Annotated in this window: 7 protein-coding genes and 3 pseudogenes; 7 read left to right on the top strand and 3 right to left on the bottom strand. The window is 58.6% G+C overall.

The window, feature by feature from the left end:
- Positions 1 to 209 precede the first annotated feature (209 nt).
- Both KQH60_RS07885 and KQH60_RS15025 read right to left on the bottom strand, forming a co-directional pair.
- The gene (locus KQH60_RS07885) at positions 210 to 7,754 is read right to left on the bottom strand and encodes a non-ribosomal peptide synthetase (RefSeq protein ID WP_237575917.1); all 7,545 of its coding nucleotides are present in this window, start codon (positions 7,752 to 7,754) and stop codon (positions 210 to 212) included.
- A 69-nt stretch (positions 7,755 to 7,823) separates the two neighbouring features.
- Positions 7,824 to 8,072, bottom strand: a pseudogene (locus tag KQH60_RS15025) (transposase); the annotation flags it as partial.
- A 542-nt stretch (positions 8,073 to 8,614) separates the two neighbouring features.
- On the opposite strand from KQH60_RS15025, the pseudogene KQH60_RS07880 reads away from it, so the two are divergent.
- Positions 8,615 to 9,387 (top strand): annotated as a pseudogene (locus tag KQH60_RS07880) (transposase).
- Positions 9,388 to 9,442: 55 nt separating this feature from the next.
- Here KQH60_RS07880 and KQH60_RS07875 read toward each other — a convergent pair.
- A pseudogene (locus tag KQH60_RS07875) lies at positions 9,443 to 9,619 on the bottom strand (transposase); the annotation flags it as partial.
- Between the two features lie 192 nt (positions 9,620 to 9,811).
- Here KQH60_RS07875 and KQH60_RS07870 point away from each other — a divergent pair.
- Genes KQH60_RS07870 through KQH60_RS07845 form a run of 6 tightly spaced genes read left to right on the top strand, consistent with a single transcriptional unit; the run spans position 9,812 to position 15,499 of the window.
- A complete protein-coding gene (locus tag KQH60_RS07870) occupies positions 9,812 to 10,678 on the top strand; it encodes an STAS domain-containing protein (protein ID WP_237575916.1) in 867 nt (288 codons plus the stop codon).
- Between the two features lie 9 nt (positions 10,679 to 10,687).
- On the top strand, positions 10,688 to 11,044 hold the full coding sequence (locus tag KQH60_RS07865) for an STAS domain-containing protein (protein WP_237575915.1): 357 nt from the start codon (positions 10,688 to 10,690) through the stop codon (positions 11,042 to 11,044).
- A 16-nt stretch (positions 11,045 to 11,060) separates the two neighbouring features.
- Complete coding sequence (locus tag KQH60_RS07860) at positions 11,061 to 11,489, top strand: ATP-binding protein (protein ID WP_237576095.1); 429 nt, start codon at positions 11,061 to 11,063, stop codon at positions 11,487 to 11,489.
- Positions 11,474 to 12,598, top strand: coding sequence for an ATP-binding SpoIIE family protein phosphatase (locus tag KQH60_RS07855; protein ID WP_237575914.1), 1,125 nt, complete (start codon positions 11,474 to 11,476; stop codon positions 12,596 to 12,598). Before KQH60_RS07860 ends, KQH60_RS07855 begins: the two co-directional genes overlap by 16 nt.
- Positions 12,567 to 13,979, top strand: coding sequence for a sensor histidine kinase (locus KQH60_RS07850; protein WP_237575913.1), 1,413 nt, complete (start codon positions 12,567 to 12,569; stop codon positions 13,977 to 13,979). Before KQH60_RS07855 ends, KQH60_RS07850 begins: the two co-directional genes overlap by 32 nt.
- On the top strand, positions 13,976 to 15,499 hold the full coding sequence (locus tag KQH60_RS07845) for a response regulator (protein WP_237575912.1): 1,524 nt from the start codon (positions 13,976 to 13,978) through the stop codon (positions 15,497 to 15,499). The genes KQH60_RS07850 and KQH60_RS07845 overlap by 4 nt, the downstream gene beginning before the upstream one ends.
- The last annotated feature ends 20 nt before the right edge of the window (positions 15,500 to 15,519 follow it).

Below are 15,519 nucleotides of genomic sequence, written 5' to 3'. Positions count from 1 at the left end.
GGAATGTCACAATATGTTCCTGTTCAGTCTGGTTAGTGCATCGTTCGAACCGACCTCAAAAGTCGTGGCGGTCCTCGACATTCTCTGAGTATGGGCTGACCTCGATCCGCTTGTTCATGTCCACGTAGCCGCAAACCGCCAACCAAAGAACCTTCTACCTTATATGAGGATTCTCATATTTGCGGATCGGGTCAAGCTTTTTAATAAATTTACTCTAATTGACATTTAGCTATTTGATAGCCCTTATCATCAAATTCTTTTTTAAGATATTTATTTGCCAGAAAATCTATAATTAATCGAATATAAGATTCGGATAGATCGGGATAGCGAAAATTAAGTTTAGAAAGTTCTGTACTCGTCTTCTTGGCGCACCACGTGTTAGATTCTTCTTTGATATTAGATTTTACTTCATGAGCAGAATCTAGAATCTCATCCGCAATAGAGCTTAATTTCATCAGATTATCATCCAGTGTTTTCTCCGCCATATATTTGAGCTTCTCAAGCCATGTATGAAGGCTTGCTTTTTTATCGCTAATTTCCACGCCATTATTATTCATCTGGGAGATGAATTTATCTAATTCCATTGATTGATGACCCATAATGTGTGTCACTTGGCGGCATTCTTTTTGATGCAGCGCCAACTTGACAATGGCGTGTGCAGCATGATCCACGGGTGTTTGCAGGTAAAGTTCATTAGCGTCAAATGCAACACCCAGCCTCGCAATCGCACGAATCATACGATAAACCCTGTCTTCCGTATTGCAGTATCCGGTCGTAGAATCTGCAGTGATATGAGCAAGGCGGTGAATCCCGCAAGGAATGCCCTGCGCAGCTGCTACGTTAATCAAATGCTCTGCAACCCATTTGCTTTGCACATAACCATTGGGAACCGGCTCCATGGATATGTCGCTGTCCTCGGTGAAGGGGAGTGGGGCTTTCTCTGGAGCCACGGATAATGTTGAGATGTAGTGTAAACTTTTTTCTCGACCGGTTGCTGCAACGCGCACAAGCGTATCAGTGGCCAGTACATTGGCTTGACGCAATTCACGATAAGAAAAGAAATGATTGACCATTGCGCCGTTATGAATGATCGCGTCAAGATTATCCGCCAATCCCGCCAATTGCGTTTCTGTCAGGCCCAGTTTGGCCTGCGCCAGATTCCCACAGAGCACTGAAATACGGCACTGATCCAGATTGGATTGCCCTATTTCCTCTAAAGCAGACAAAATCCGGCTCCTGGCCTCATGCTCATTATTAGATTTTACCAGGCAAATAATATGTGCATTGGTTTGGCGAAGGAGTTCTATTAATAAATAACGGCCTACGAATCCCGTCGCACCGGTTAACAGCACCTGCTGCCAAGTGCTTCTGGACGTACCCGGCAAAGTTTGCTTAGTGAGATCAGAGGTGAGCGCTGCATCGCTCTTCATCAATTGTGTTGTTTCAATAGCGTTTTCTGTCTGGGTTGCGTCAAGCGCATTGGACTCGAGACGTTCAGCGAGCTTTGCAACACTGGGGGCCTCAAACAATATTCGTACAGAAATTTCTACGTTGAAGCTTTTTTGTACTAACAAGACAAGTTGTACCGCAAGCAACGAATGGCCGCCCAGCGCAAAAAAGCTGTCGTGACGGCCCACCTGCTCCACACCCAACAGCTTGGACCAGATTTGGGCCAGCGTCGTCTCGAGCTCGCCTTGCGGCGCCTCATACGCTTGATGCGCGAGCGCGTCGGCGTCGGGCTCGGGCAGTGCACGCCGATCGAGCTTGCCGTTTGGCGTCAGCGGCCACGCGTCGAGCCGCACGAACGCACTGGGCACCATATATTCGGGCAAGTTGGCTGCGACATGGGCGCGCAGTGTGCTCGCGAGTTGTTCGTTCGCTTCGGCTTGCACATAGGCCACGAGCCGCTTATCCGAGCCCTCACCGCACGCGAGCACCACCGCATCCCGCACCTGCGGGTGCGCGGTCAAGCACGCTTCGATCTCACCCGGCTCAATGCGAAAGCCGCGAACTTTGACTTGGTCATCGTTGCGCCCCAGAAACACCAGATTGCCATCGGGCAAGTAACGCGCCATATCCCCGGTCTTATACAGCCGCGCATCCGCTTCACTTGAGAACGGATCCGGCACAAAGCGCTCAGCGGTGAGCTCCGGGCGATTCAGATAGCCACGGGCCACCCCCGCGCCGCCAATATAGAGCTCCCCGACCGCGCCCAGCGGCACCGGCTGCCCGTAGCGATCGAGCAAATAAATGCGCGTGTTCGCAATCGGCCGGCCAATATGAGGAAGCGTGTCTTCAGCGCTCAGCTGCCCAGAAGTTGCCACGACCGTGGTTTCAGTCGGACCGTATTGATTGACCAGGGTCAGTTCAGCCGGTAAGGGCTGCGTCAACTGAGGGAAACACTCGCCTCCCGTGAGCAAATAACGCAGCTCGGCAGGCGTTCGCTGATCGGCCAATGCCATCTCAGCCAGCGGTGTGACCAGAAAAGTCACATCCAAGGGTTGTTGCTGCCACCATTGCAGCAGCGCCGGCACCTCTTTGCAAACCGCTTGCGAAGGGATAAACAACGTCCCACCGCCGATCAGACTCGGCCAAAGCTCCCATGCGCTGGCGTCAAATGCCATGCCTGCCGTGAGGGCGCTGCGACAACCGCTTTGCACGCCAAACGTACGGTTATGCCAGGCACACAGGTTGGCCACACTACGGTGCTCGACCATCACCCCTTTGGGCGTGCCAGTGGAACCCGACGTATAGATTACATACGCTAGATGCCGGGCCGTCAATTTGGCTACCGACGGATTCGTGTCCGGCAACGCCGGCAGCGCATTTGGATCGAGCACGGTGCGGGAGGCGAGCGCCGCGTCCCCCAACGCAGCGCGCCCGGTCGCATCGGCCAGCACCATCGCCGGCGCCGCATCACTCAGAATGTACGCCAAGCGCTCGCCCGGATACGCCGGATCCAGCGGCACATACGCGCCCCCCGCTTTAAGGATCGCCAGCAGCCCCACCACCAGCGCCGGCGAGCGCTCGACACACAGCGCCACCCGCACGTCGGGCTGCACCCCCAACTCGATCAACCGATGCGCGAGGCGGTTCGCGCGTGCATTGAGCTGCGCATAGCTGAGCGTTTGATCTTCGTACACGAGCGCGGTGGCCTCAGGCGTGCGCGCCACCTGCGCCTCGAACAGCTGATGGATGCATAAGTGCGATGGATAGTCCTGCTGCGTCGCGTTCCACGTGTCAAGCAGCAACTGGCGCTCTGCGTCGGGCAGCACCTGCAACTGCTGCACCGCGGTGTCGGGCGCCGCCTCGAGCACGTCGGCCAAGCTTTGTAGCGCCTGCTGCATATACGCGCACACCCGCTCGGGCTCCAGCGACGACACGCTCTGCGCCGTGAGCCCCAACGTTTGTCCATCGTCCTCGACTGACAGTATGAGCGGATAATTGGTGCGCTCCTGCGCGCTGAGCAGCTCCACACCCGGTAGCCCGCTGTGCCCGCTCGAATCCATCGCATTGTGCCGATAATTGAGCAACGCATTAAATAGGGGCGTGCCCGCCGGCACGCCACTGCAGCGCTGCGCCAGCGTTAGCGACGCATGTTCATGCTCGAGCAGCGCCGCGAGCCGTGCGTGCGTGTGCCGCACGCTGTCCTGGACGCTGCCGTCCAAATCCACGCACAGCGGCAGCGTATTGATAAAGAGCCCCATCGCGCTGTGCGCGCCATCGCCGGCATGCATGCGCCCGAACAGCACCGTGCCAAATACCACGCGTGGTTGGCCGCTCGCGCGCGCGAGCACCTGCGCCCACGCCAGATGACACAGGCTCGCCAAGCTCACCCCCAGGCGTTTCGCGTGCGCGCGCAACTGATCATTGAGCGCCGGCGGCAACTTGCGATGTGACTCGGTCACATCACGGCCATCGCGATGCACATCGGTGAGCCCAAACGGCAGCGTCGGCTCGTCGATGTCAGCAAGCATGCCGGTGAAGAAACGCTCATGCTCGGCTTCACTCACGCCCAGCCTGGCCTGCGCGACCAAATGACGGAACGGCTGCGCCGGCGGCAGCGCGTCACCTCGGCCCTCGATGAACGCCTGCACCTCCGTGTGCATTACTTCCCATGTTGTGCGGTCGCCAATTAAATGATGCAGTAGCTCGACGAGCAGCCAGCGGCCATCGGTGTCTTGCGCCACCGCACAGCGCAGCAGCGGCGCCTGCGTCAAATCCACACGGTAGCGCCGCGGATCCAAGCGCTGCGCCAACTGCTCCGCAATCGGTCCATCGGCCGGGTCCAACGTGAGCTCAGTGACCGACAGCCGCGCCCGGCGCCAGACCACCTGCGCAGGCGTGGATAAGCCCTGCCACACAAACGCGGTGCGCAAAATATCGTGCCGGTGGATGACCTGCTGGACAGCTTCCAGATACTGATCGAGCCGCGCGCGGCTATCAAAGGCCAGTTGGGCGGTCAGCAAATACGGATCGCCTTCGGTGGCCAGCAGATGGTGAAACAGGATGCCGTCCTGCAGCGGCGAGAGCGCATAAATGTCCTGGATGTTCGCCACGCCTTGCGGCACCTGCTCGACGATCCGGTCGATGTCAGCCTGCGTTAAGTCAATCAGCGGCAGCATGGCTGGCGTGATCGCAGTCGTGTCGGGCGTGATCGCATTCGCAGGCACCACCACTTCCCGGTGTTGGCCCACTTGCTGCGCCAACGCACTGAGCACCGGCGTGTCAAACAGCGCCCGCACCGACACACTCAAGCCCTGACGCCGCAGCCGCTCCATCAACTGCACCGCGAGCAGCGAATGGCCGCCCAGTGCAAAGAAGCTATCATGCCGGCCCACACGTTCGACACCCAATAGCTCGGCCCAGATCGCCGCCAGCGTCGTCTCGAGCTCGCCTTGCGGCGCCTCATACGCTTGATGCACGAACGCGTCGGCGTCGGGCTCGGGCAACGCACGCCGGTCCAACTTGCCGTTCGCTGTTAAGGGGAACGCATCGAGCCGCACAAAGGCTGCCGGCACCATATAGTCGGGCAGCGCTGCGGCCACCTGGGCGCGCAGCGTGCCGGCGAGCTGTTCGGCGGGCTCGGCTTCGACATAAGCGACAAGCCGCCTGTCATTACCCTCGCCGCACGCGAGCACGGCAGCATTGCGCACTAGTGGGTGTCTGGCAAGTTGTGCTTCGATCTCGCCAAGCTCGATTCTAAAACCGCGGATCTTGACCTGATGATCATCGCGGCCCAAGTACTCGATATTGCCATCCGCCAGCCAACGGCCTAGGTCGCCTGTCTTGTACATTCGTCCTTGAGCGCCGTTTTGAAATGGATTGACGACGAAACGCTCGGCGGTGAGCTCGGGGCGGTTTAAATAGCCTCGGGCGACACTCACCCCACCGACATGGATTTCTCCGGCCACGCCCGGTGGTACCGGCCGGCTATAGCGGTCAAGAATGTAGATTTGCGTGTTTGCGATGGGACGCCCAATGACCGTTTGGGGCGGTATTTGATCCACGCTGCCATATTCATAGAACGTGACGTCGCCATTGACTTCCGACGACCCATAAAAATTGAGCAATCGGATGTCCGGCCGTAGCGCGGCAACCCGCCGTGCCAGCTCAGGCGCTAGCCGCTCGCCACTGCATATGATGACTTGCAACCTGTCGAGCTGATCGTTCTCATTTTCCAACAGGTATTTGAGCAGCGACGGCACGACAATCAAATGGGACACGCCGGTTTGCCTCAAGCGTCGCGCGAATAAGGACGCGTCTTTAAATGTAGCGTTGTCAAATACAATCAAGCTGCCGCCAGCAAGCAATGTCCCCAAAACCTCGGTGACCGAATCCACAAAACCGATACTCGTTTTTAGTGCAGTGACCGGCGGTTCTTTTAGTACATCCAGGGCAAACCACAGCAGGCGGTTAGCCAGCCCCTCGACGGTGGCTTCTACCCCCTTGGGCTGACCGGTAGAGCCAGAGGTATAGACTACGTATGCTGGGTGATGAGGTGTCAAGGACGGCACGCGTGGATCATGTTCCGGGTAGTCCCGTTCAGCGCTGGCATCTAAATCGATAACCGGTACCGGCCGCTTGCCGATTAAGTCCCGTGTCACAGCCTGGACCAGCACTGCCTGCGGCACGCTGTCTTCTAGCATGTAGGCCAGCCGCTCGGCTGGATAGGCCGGATCGAGCGGCACATAGGCGCCACCCGCCTTTAGGATCGCAAGCAGCCCGATGACCATGGCTGGGGAGCGCTCCATGCAGACGGCCACGCGTGTATCGGGTTTCACCCCCAGTTCAATCAGCCGGTGCGCAAGACGGTTAGCCCAGGCATTCAGTGTGGCATACGTCAGTGCCTGGCCTTCATGGACGAGCGCGACCGCATCCGGCGTGCGCGCGACTTGTGCTTCGAATAACTGATGGATGCCCAGGCCCGATGGATAATCACGCTCCGTGGCGTTCCATTCAACCAGCAACCGATGTCGTTCCACAGCATCAAGCAAATCGATATCGCTGATCGATCGTGTAGGCTCAACAGCCAGCGCTTCAAGAAACTGGATAAAACGGCGTTGGTGAATAGTCAGCTCATCTTCATTGTAAAGTGTGGGGTTAGCATGAAAGCCAATCCGTAATTGATGGCTGGCCGGTGTCCAATAGGCGTCAAGCATTAAATCTTCGACGGGACCATTGAGCAAAGGATGATGCTTCGCTGTGTGCTTGCCAAAAGACAGGCCGTAATCGAACGGCATCACGTTGACCGTAGGGCCGAATTGACGCCGTAACGCTTTATTCGGATAGCGTTGATACGGGCATCCGTGCTGGATCTGCTGCGCTGCCTGCTGCATCAACGACGACAGGTTCATGTCTGGTTCAAGCGTGAACCGCAGGGGAACCCTATTGGCGAGCGTGCCGGGGATGGGCCGGTCAGCACTGGGGTCGGCAGTGACCGGTAAGCCCAGTACCACGTCCTGCGCGCCAGTCATCCGATACAGATACGCGGCCAGTGCAGCGCTCAAGAGCTGCCCCAGCTGGTTTGCATTGGAGGCATAGCCCTCCACCGCTTGTGTCGTCAAGTAAGTCGTCTGGCGCAGCCGATGCCGCGATGCAGGTACGCTGTGGCTCGCCAGCGTAGCGGGTTGGGGCCAATCCGCACACTGCTTGAGCCAATAGGCTTCGTCTCGTGCTAACTGGGCGGAATTCTGGTACTGTGCTTCGCTTTCCAGGAACTTCAGTACTGAACCGAAAGTACACGGATCAGGCTCGATACCCTCACACATCGCGCTGTACACTTGGGCGACACGCTGCGCGATGAGGAAAAACGTGTACCGGTCTATGATGATAGCGTGAGTACGCTGATACCAAATCCATTGCGCAGGCGCAACTTTTAGCAACGCATAGCAAAAAAGTGGTCCCTGCATCAGATTCACCGGCTGCTGATAATCAGCCCGCATCCACGCTTGGGCCGCTGCCTGAGGATCGGCTTCTGTTGTGAGGTCCAGCACCGGCACTGACCAGGCGGGTGAACCGATCCTCTGCCGCAGCCCGTCATCGCTGTCGATAAATTGCAAGCGCAGAGTATCGGCCTCGTCAATGACTTGGCGCAATGCCGCTTTAAAGGCGTCAGGATCAATCGCGCCTTCGATCACCGTATATTGTGCGAGGTTGTAGACTGGGCTGTCGGGATGAAGCTGTTGCGCGAGCCAGACCTCCGTTTGGGCAGTGGATAATGCATACGTAACAGGCGTGACACTAGCATCCATAACAAAGCTCCGATTGGGTCGGCCAATTAGCCTAACATTTAATAGGTGTGAAAACTAGGTCGTGTTCAATTAAAGCTTGGGGGCAAAGGCGCAGGCGAGTTGAACAAAAGCAAGGAAGTTGCGAGCGAGTTTGTCATAACGAGTAGCGAGACGGCGAAACTGTTTAATGCGACTGAAAAAGCGCTTGATGATATTGCGGCAGCGATACTGCAAACGATCGAAAGTGCGCCGGTGGCGCCGATGGGCGCGTGGCGCAATGGCCGCTTGTGCGCCGCTCGCTTCGATTTGCTTGACGAGCGCCTCGCTATCGTAGCCTTTGTCGGCGACAACACCCTAACCATTCATTGCGGCGACCAGGGCCACGCATCGGCACGCGTCAGGGCGCCATTCGTGTCACTTGGCCCGCCGCTGACCATGCCACAATCAATTTGTGTCGCGCTTTAGCGGAAACGCTGAGCATAACGCTCCAGACATCACTTTTATTTAGCCATACGGCTACGGCAATGCATCCGTTGAATAATCAATCAGCTTGACGTTAATTGTTTCACGTTCGCAAACACTGTGCCCAGCTGTCAGAAGCCGCTACAAAGTTTCAGCTAATCGCAACGCTTAGCGCCTGGAAAAAAGACTGTAAAGCACCCGCCATGACGCACTCAATGTCATTACCCTTGCTTAAACGACAAGCATTTAAAAGATAAATCCGAAACTTGGAAGAAACAGCGTAAGGTAAATCATTCACTGTGTCAACCTATCAGCGAGGCTTGGCACGTTCTTAGCTAAAACAATTTGGGTATCATGGTCTAATTTCCTCGGACATGTCGATAGGAAGATAATCGTGAATCGACGAGGAGAGCATCGAGATGACAAGAAGAACGCGACGGCAATTTGATACGGATTTCAAGCTGCAAGTGGTGCAGAGGGTATGCGAGCAGGGCCTGTCGATTGGCGAAGTATGCCGGTCGATGGCGCTTGGGCAGACAGCGGTACGCCACTGGGTAGCGCAGTACGATGCCCAGCGCGCTGGCGGCGCGGGTGCGAGCAAGCCGTTGACGGCCGAGCCGCAGCGCATTGGCCAGTTGGAGGCTGAGAATCGGCAATGGCGCGAGGACAACGCACTGCTAAAAAAAGCGTCGGCCTTCTTTGCGCGAGAACGGAAGTGAGCTACCGCGTGATGGCGCACTTGCAAGAGGCCGTATCGGTCAGTCACGCTTGCCGAGTGCTGCAGGTGAGCCGCTCTGGCTCTTACGCGCATCGGCGAGCCAAGCCTAGTGCCGCCCGCGTGCAGCAACAGCTCCACGTGAACGCGGCGTTCGCGGCCAGCGGTGGCAGCTATGGCAGCGGCCGAGTGATGTACGCGCTGCGAGAGCAAGGGCTGCGTATCGGGCGCTACCAGGGGCGTGCGCTTATGCGCGAGGCGCGCTTGCGCGCAAGTTGGAAGCACAAGTAGCGCTTCTTCCTAAACTTGAAGATGGAACGCGTCTGGCAGCGCCAGTATGCCAACCACGATGAAGCACGGCGTGACATCAGCCAGTACATCGTCCGCTTCTACAACTGCGTGCGGTTGCATTCAACATTGGGCTATCTGTTGCCCGCTGCCTTTGAGGCGAAATCGGCGGAGAAAGAAACTATCTGACTGTCCGAAATGAGTTGACTACGACAAATCCATCTGGTCATGTTCACGCAACCGGCGCGCCGATGCGTTCCAGCGCTTCGGTGTTCAAGGCATTCGGCCGCGCAGCATGCAGTTTGCAGAGTTGCCGCCCGACATGCGCCCAACAAGCCGCTTCGGCGACTCGCTTGGTTCTGTAAACCGCCTGGTATCCGCCATAGGCATCGGCCTGCAACGTGCCGTTGAACGATTCGAGTTGCTATTGCAATTCTCATGCTGACCCACCGAATTTTTGGGCGGATTACCCGATCACTGGATGTGTGCCCGTCACCCATGATGCAAATCCGGACATTTGTGCTCGCAACATTTATTGTCGTGAAGAACTATAGTAAGGTGCTGCCCTTCTATTTTTAACCGCATCATTGACTATCTGCTAAGCGGAGATCGCATGAATACTGCCAGCGGAGCGGGCCTCGCTGACATACTTCGTCAACATCGCGCTGTGCTGTTATCCGAATGGGTCGATCAGCATTTGCCGGTCGCATTGCGTCGAGGGTTGGCTACGGAAGCCGAGGCCCGGGATCAATTCCGTGGGTTTCTCGATGTGTTTCTCGATACGCTCGAGTGCACGTCATCGTTGGACGCAGGGGATGCGCAGTGGGAGCCGGTGCGTGCGTTTCTTGCCGAAATGTCCGCGCACCGCGCTAAGATTGGGTTCACGCCGGTCGAGACGGCGACGTTTGTGTTCTCGTTGAAGCGGCCGCTGTACGCGCGACTGAGCGCACAATTCGCTGACAATCCCACCATGCTCGCTGATACCGGCTGGGCGGTGAACGAATTGCTTGACGCGTTGGGTCTTTATACGACTGAAATCTACCAGCGCAGCCGCGAAGCGATCATCTCTCGGCAGCAGGAGGAACTGCTGGAGTTGTCAACGCCCGTCGTGCAATTGTGGCATGGCATTCTGGCGTTGCCATTGATCGGTACGCTCGACTCAGGTCGCACTCAAGTGGTGATGGAAAGCCTGCTGCAGAAAATTGTGGAAACTGGCGCGAGTCTGGCCATCATCGACATCACGGGCGTGCCAACCGTCGATACGCTGGTGGCTCAGCATCTGCTCAAGACCGTGGCGGCAGCGCGATTGATGGGTGCAGATTGCATTATCAGTGGCATCCGTCCCCAGATTGCGCAGACGATTGTCCATCTTGGCGTCGATTTGACCAATGTGACGACCAAATCGACGCTTGCAGATGCTTTTGTGGTGGCGTTGCAGCGCACCGATTCGACGGTGACGCCGGTTCGTCCCGCCGCGTAAGGTCAGATGATGGACCGGATTCCGATTCTGCGCTTGGGCGATTACCTGATTGTCACCATTCAGGTCGATATGCACGATCGTCTCGCTCTGTCGCTGCAGGATGATTTGACCGACCGCATTGTCAAGGACGGTGCTAAAGGCGTGCTGATCGACATCTCCGCACTCGATGTCGTGGACTCCTTTATTGGTCGGATGATCAGTCATACCGCGGCAATGGCGACCGTGCTCGATGCGCAGACGGTCGTAGTGGGCATGCAGCCGTCCGTTGCGATTACGCTGGTCGAGTTGGGGCTCACGCTCAATGGTGTGCGTACGGCGCTGAACATCGAAAAGGGCATGGCGCTGCTCCAGCAGCGTCGGCGTTGACATGCCAAACGTATCGATGATCGGTGTCAACGACGTGACGCCGCAGCGGGTGGCTGAATTAAGCCTGCGCTCAGACGAGGAAATCGTCCGGCTGCGGCAGGTGGTGCGCGACCAGGCCATCGCGCATGGTTTCTCGTTGATCGACCAGACCAAGTTCGTGACTGCAGCCAGTGAATTGGCTCGTAACACGCTACAGCATGGCGGCGGCGGTACGGCTCAGCTGCACGTAGTGGTCAATGGCGCGCGTGTCGGCCTGCGGCTGACGTTCACCGACGCTGGTCCAGGTATCGCGGACGTTGAGCGGGCGCTGGGGGATGGCTTCAGTACCGGAACAGGGCTCGGTCTGGGGCTGGGGGGCTCGCGTCGCCTATGTGACGAATTCACGATCGAATCGCAGCTCGGAAACGGTACGACGGTGGTGATCACAAAATGGAAAACACGCTAGGTGCGGCGTTGCCAAGCGGTGGCGCTCACTGTTCGCTGGAGATCGCGGATGCGAGCGCGGTCGCATTTGCGCGCCGCACATCCGCTGAAGCGGCGCGCAAGGCCGGCTTCGCAGAGGTGGATGCCGGCCGCTTGGCGATCGTGACCACCGAGGCCACGACGAACATCTTGAAACACGCGCGGCACGGCGAAGTGCTGATGCGGCCACTAGACGGGGCAGTCGAGTTAATTGCGATGGACCGCGGCCCTGGAATGCACGATGTGCGGGCCGCACTCATGGATGGTCATTCCACGGCTGGCACGGCCGGCACTGGCCTGGGTGCGATTCGTCGGCTGGCTGATCAATTCGCTTTATATTCGCAACCGGGCGTGGGTACGGTGGTGCGGGTGTTGCTGTGCGAGGCCCGCAAGCCACCCGCACATGCCACGCTGTCTGGGCTGCAGATCGGCGGCGTTTGCGTACCCTGTCCCGGACAACAGGTGTGCGGCGATGCCTGGCACGCACAATTCGATCCGCGCGGCATGACGCTCGCGTTGGCCGATGGCCTTGGGCATGGTGCCGACGCGCATGTAGCGGCGTACGGGGTCGTGGAAGTTGTGCAGCGCGGCGCCGGTATTTCGCCGGCCAGGCTGATGGAGCAGGCCGACGCGGCGCTGCAATGTACACGCGGTGCTGCAATTGCACTCGTACGCGTGGATTGGGTGAATGCGTGCGTGACGTTTTGCGGCACGGGAAACATTTCGGCGGTTGCGCACGGCACCGGGCATCCTCAGCACCATGCCGGCGACCGTGCTGGTGCGCCGCGCGAGCGCTACCCATTGATATCGCGCAACGGCATCGTTGGGCATACGATGCGTGGTACGCAGGAGTTCGAAATGGCGTGGAACGCCGACGCGATGCTCGTATTGCATTCGGACGGCGTGGGCACCCGGTGGGACTTGTCCGATTATCCGGGACTCTCCCGGCAACCGGCAGCGATCATTGCCGCAGTGCTTTATCGTGATTTTTCGCGTCGGCGCGACGACGCGACGGTCGTGGTCGTGAAGGCCCGCACGCAAGCACAGTTGAGTCATGACGATGCGTTTGCTACCAATCCGGCTCGAGTGTGAGCAAGATGCCATCGTCGCACGCCGACGCGCGCGCGAACTGGCGGCGGCGCTGGGCTTATCGCCATTGGATCAGGCCCGCATAGCAAGCGCGGTGCTGGAGATCAGCTGCAATGCACTCGATTATGCGGGCGGCGGGGAAGTGACGTTCGTCATCGACGATACGACGCACCCGCACGCGCTGCGCATCGAGGTGCGCGACTGGGGGCCGGGCATCCGCGACCTGCAAGCTGTGCTGGAAGGCATCGGCGGCGCGCAGGCGGGCATGCGCACTGGCGTTGCCGGTGCGCGATGCCTGATCGGCCATTTTTCGATTCAGTCGCGTGATGGCGACGGCACACTCGTGACCATGGTCGATTCACTGCCCGCCGATCGCGCTGCCGTATCTGTCGATGTCGCGAGCCAGCTAATGCATGAGCTTGCCCCAGCGGTTGCGCAAACCGAGGCCTTTGATGAACTGCGACAACTGAACCGCGAACTGGTGAGCACGCTTGCCGAGTTTGGGCAACGCCAGCAGGACCTGCTGCGCTTGACGCAGGAGTTGGAAGCAACCAACCGCGGCGTGGTCGCGCTTTATGGGGAACTGGACGAGCGTGCGGAGGAACTGCGTCGTGCAGACGCGATGAAGACACGGTTTTTGTCAAATATGAGCCATGAGCTTCGCACGCCGCTCAGTTCGATTCGAGCGTTGGCGAAGTTGCTGCTGAACCGGCTTGATGGCGACTTGACGGGCGAACAGGAGCGGCAAGTTACCTTGATCCTCAGTGCGGCGGAGCATCTTGCCGAGATGGTCAACGATTTGCTCGATCTGGCCAAGATTGAAGCGGGCAAGACCGATGTGGTACCCGTATGGTTCGACGCCGCGGGTCTGTTTGCGGCACTTCGCGCGATGTTGGCGCCGCTGCTCAACACACCGCACGTGCAGCTCGAATTTGCGTCGGTGGCGGGTTTGCCCAAGCTGTATACCGATGAACCTAAGCTCACGCAAATATTGCGCAACTTTGTATCGAACGCGCTCAAATACACGGAGCATGGCCGAATCGAGGTCGGCGCGCGAATGGAGCCAGACGGCGATCGCGTCACGTTCTTCGTTTCAGATACCGGCATTGGTATTGCGCCGGAGCATCACCAGATCATCTTCGAAGAGTTCAGCCAGGTGCAGAATCGTCTCCAACAACGTACAAAGGGAACGGGACTCGGTTTGCCGCTGTGTCGCAAGCTGGCCATGTTGCTTGGCGGCGACGTGCGCGTATGCAGCGAACTGGGTGCGGGCTCGACGTTTTACGTCACCGTGCCAGTCTGTCTGGTACAAGCGGGGGAAGCGCCGCATGCCGCGGCCGGGACGATGCACATGCATGGAAGTAGCGGAGGGCAAGCAGCATGAGCACTGCAGCGACACTGATCCTCAATGTCGATGACAATGAGGGCGCTCGCTATGTGAAGTCGCGCATTCTAAGCCACGCGGGATTTGCGGTGATCAACGCGTCAACCGGATATGACGCGCTGCAGGCCGTGCGTGAGCGCGAGCCGGCGCTTGTGTTGCTCGACGTGAGACTGCCGGACATCAGTGGCATCGAGGTGTGCAAACTGATCAAGCAGGACGCGGCAACGAGTTCGACGCTTGTGCTACAAACGTCAGCGGCTGCTGTGCAGCCGCATGACAAGATTCTCGCGCTAGACGGCGGTGCGGACAGCTACTTGACCGAACCGGTCGATGCAGCTGAGCTGGTCGCCAACGTACGGGCATTGCTGCGGCTACATGCGGCCGAGAAAGCGCTTCGGGAGACGGACCGGCGTAAAGACCGGTTCCTCGCGACGCTTGCACACGAATTGCGCAACCCTCTCGCACCACTTCGCAATGCAATCGAATTGCTCGATCCCAAGTACGGAGCAACCGAGGCAATGCGTGCGGATGCCCGACTGATCGCCAGTCGCCAGCTGGCGCATTTGGGGCGGCTGGTTGACGATCTGCTGGACGTGTCCCGCATTTCGTACGGAAAGATCGTGCTGCAAATCGCTGCGCTGGACTTGAAGGCCGTCGTCGAGACGGCGATCGAAACGAGTAAGCCGTTGCTCGACAGCAAGGGACACACGTTGTCGGTGACCATGCCGACTACAGCGTGCCCGGTCGTCGGTGACGGCATCCGCATCGCACAAATCATCGGCAACCTGCTGTCGAACGCGGCAAAGTACACACCCGATGGTGGCCGGATCGAGCTTCGGCTTGATCTTGGCGACACCGATGTTGCCGTTTGTGTGCAGGACAACGGCATCGGCATATCGTCGGAGGAACTACCGTCTGTGTTTGACCCGTTTATGCAGTCGCGCAAATCGATGGAACAGGCGGGCGGGGGCCTGGGCATCGGACTGGCGTTGGTGCGCGAGCTTGCGGAGTTGCACGGCGGATCGGCGACTGCGTATTCGGACGGGCCCGGACGGGGCTCGCGCTTTGTGATTCGGTTGCCGCTGGCCGACGTGGCGCAGCGCGAGTGCGCCGACAAGGCGTCGCGTGAGTCCGCCGCTTACGCTGCTGCAAACCAGCGACGGGTGCTGATCGCCGACGACAATACCGATGCGGCGATGTCTCTGCAAGTGTTGCTGGAGTTGTCGGGCCATACCGTGCGGGTCGCGCACGACGGCGTGTCGGCAATCGAAATGGCGCAAACGTTCGAACCCCAAGTGGCGATACTGGATATTGGGTTGCCGCATGCAAATGGCTATCAGGTGGCCAAAGCGCTGCGTGCGCAACCGCGGACCGCACGCGCGCTGCTGATCGCATTGACTGGTTATGGGCAGCAGAGCGACAAGCAGGCCGCATCCGATGCTGGATTCAATCTGCATTTAGTCAAGCCGGCTCGGCTGGATGAATTGTTACGGGAGATCGAACGCGCAGAGGTGACGTGAGCGTGCCGGGTGCCCCCTGA

Origin of the sequence: Mycetohabitans sp. B8, from assembly GCF_021991875.1 — a bacterium.
Classification (GTDB): domain Bacteria; phylum Pseudomonadota; class Gammaproteobacteria; order Burkholderiales; family Burkholderiaceae; genus Mycetohabitans.
The sequence above is the reverse complement of the archived record's forward strand: the minus strand, read 5'-3'. Positions and strand labels throughout refer to the sequence as shown.